This is a genomic window from Frigoribacterium sp. CFBP 13605, from assembly GCF_014839405.1.
Taxonomy (GTDB): domain Bacteria; phylum Actinomycetota; class Actinomycetes; order Actinomycetales; family Microbacteriaceae; genus Frigoribacterium.
Genome location: NZ_JACYNS010000198.1, coordinates 1 through 1,763, shown reverse-complemented (window position 1 = coordinate 1,763; position 1,763 = coordinate 1). Strand labels below are relative to the sequence as shown.

The window sequence follows — 1,763 nt, the reverse complement described above, 5'->3', positions numbered from 1 at the left end:
GCGCCGCCGCCGAGCAGCGCGAAGGCGAGGACGCCCGCCGTCACGACGACCCCCCGCGGACGCGAGGAGACCCAACGCCGCACCGAGGCGCCCGCCCCCGTGGACCGGGCCGCGTCGCCGGAGCCGACGCCGTCGCCCCCCGTGGTCGACTCGGGACGGTCGTGACGTGGCTCACCCTGATCGCTCATCGAGGACATCATACGGAGCCTCGCGCCCACGTCATCCCTCGGAGGGGTACCGCACGCCGATCTGTCGGCGGACCTCGTCCATGGTGCGCATGACGCCCACGACGTCGGCGGCTGTCAGCAGCGGACTCTCTCGCTCGCCCGCCGCCACGACCCGTTCGAGTTCGAGCGCCTGGTGGTGCATGCCCCTCAGCCCGTTCTCGTCGGCCTCGTAGCGTTCGACCACGGCGTCGTCCTGATCACGCACCGTGAAGCCCCCGGGCGCGTAGAACGTGTCGTCGACGTCGATGCGGCCGGCGGTGCCGAGCAGCGTCGCCGTGTTGCGCCCCGAGGTGTCGAGGGCGGCGTACAGCTGGGCCGTCGCACCCGACTCGTGACCGAGCTGGATCGCGACGCGGGCGTCCACGCCCTGGTCGCTCAGCGTGGCGGCGGCCGAGACCGTCGAGGGCGCCCCGAGCAGGTCGTCCGCGAACGACACCGGGTACACCCCGAGGTCGAGCAGGGCCCCGCCGCCGAGGGCCGGGTCGTTGATGCGGTGGTGGGGATCGGTGGGCAGCGACTGGACGTGCACGGCCGTCAGGAGGCGCACCTCGCCGATGACCCCGGAGCGCACGACCTCGCGCAGTCGCGCGCTCTGCGGCGTGTACCGCGTCCACATCGCCTCGAGGACGACCACGCCGGCCTCGCGAGCGGCCGCGTGGACCCGCTCGGCCTCGATGGCGTTCACGGTGAAGGCCTTCTCGACGAGGACGTGCTTGCCGGCAGCGATGGCCAGCAGGGCGTTCTCGGCGTGGAACGGGTGCGGGGTGGCGACGTAGACCACGTCGACCTCGGGGTCGGCGACCAGGTCGTCGTAGCTGCCGTGAGCCCCCGGGACCCCGGCACGGTCGGCGAACTCGCGTGCCTTGGCCAGGTCTCGCGATCCGACGGCGGAGACGGTCGACCCCGCCCCCTGCAGGTCGGACGTGAAGGTGGCGGCGATGCCGCCGGCGCCGAGGATTCCCCATCGAAGTGTCATGCGGACTGTCTACCAGTCACCGCCGACGGGGAGGCCCGCGAGGGTCGAGGCGCCGTCCCGCGGTTCGTTCAGCAGGCGTACCAACGACTGGCCGAACGGACGAAGTCCGGGCTGTCGTCCGGTGCTCCCCCGTGCACGGCGGCGAACCCGACACAGGCGTGCGCGAGGTCTCCGCGGAAGTCCGGTCGGTAGACGGCGTCGCGGTGCGGGGCCGAGGCCCACCACTTGGCGGCGGCGACGTCGCCCGTGGTCGACGTGCCGCCCGCGAGGTTGCCGTCGCAGCCGACCGGGGGCACCCCGTCGCTGCGGACCACCTCGCCCTTGTGCCCCCAAGCGCTCAACGGATCGGGGCTCGGGTCGCCGGCGACCCAGAAGAGGTACTGCTCGAGGCACGCGTCGTACCGCACGTTCGCGGCCGGCAGCAGCCCGAGGCACGCCGCCTGTCGCCGCTCGTCGTACGCCGTCCGGAACGCGTCGAGGTCGGCGGCGGTCGTGCCCGTGGCGCCGCTCGCCGCGTCGGGGGCACCCGTCGCGCCGCTCCCGGCATCGGCGCCGGGCTG

General features: G+C 74.0%; 2 protein-coding genes and 1 pseudogene. All 3 read right to left on the bottom strand.

Annotated features, from left to right (window positions below):
• A partial coding sequence (locus IFT36_RS15965; RefSeq protein ID WP_200413658.1) for a hypothetical protein occupies positions 1–188 on the bottom strand: 188 nt, incomplete at its 3' end.
• A 31-nt stretch (positions 189–219) separates the two neighbouring features.
• Positions 220–1,203: a Gfo/Idh/MocA family protein gene (locus tag IFT36_RS15960; protein WP_192124722.1), complete on the bottom strand. Its 984-nt coding sequence runs from the start codon at positions 1,201–1,203 to the stop codon at positions 220–222.
• Positions 1,204–1,271: 68 nt separating this feature from the next.
• Positions 1,272–1,763, bottom strand: a pseudogene (locus tag IFT36_RS15955) (hypothetical protein); the annotation flags it as partial.

Excerpts from the sequence above, each read along its gene's own strand:
- IFT36_RS15960 (WP_192124722.1), bottom strand. The coding sequence starts at position 1,203 with ATGACACTTCGATGGGGAATCCTCGGCGCCGGCGGCATCGCCGCCACC.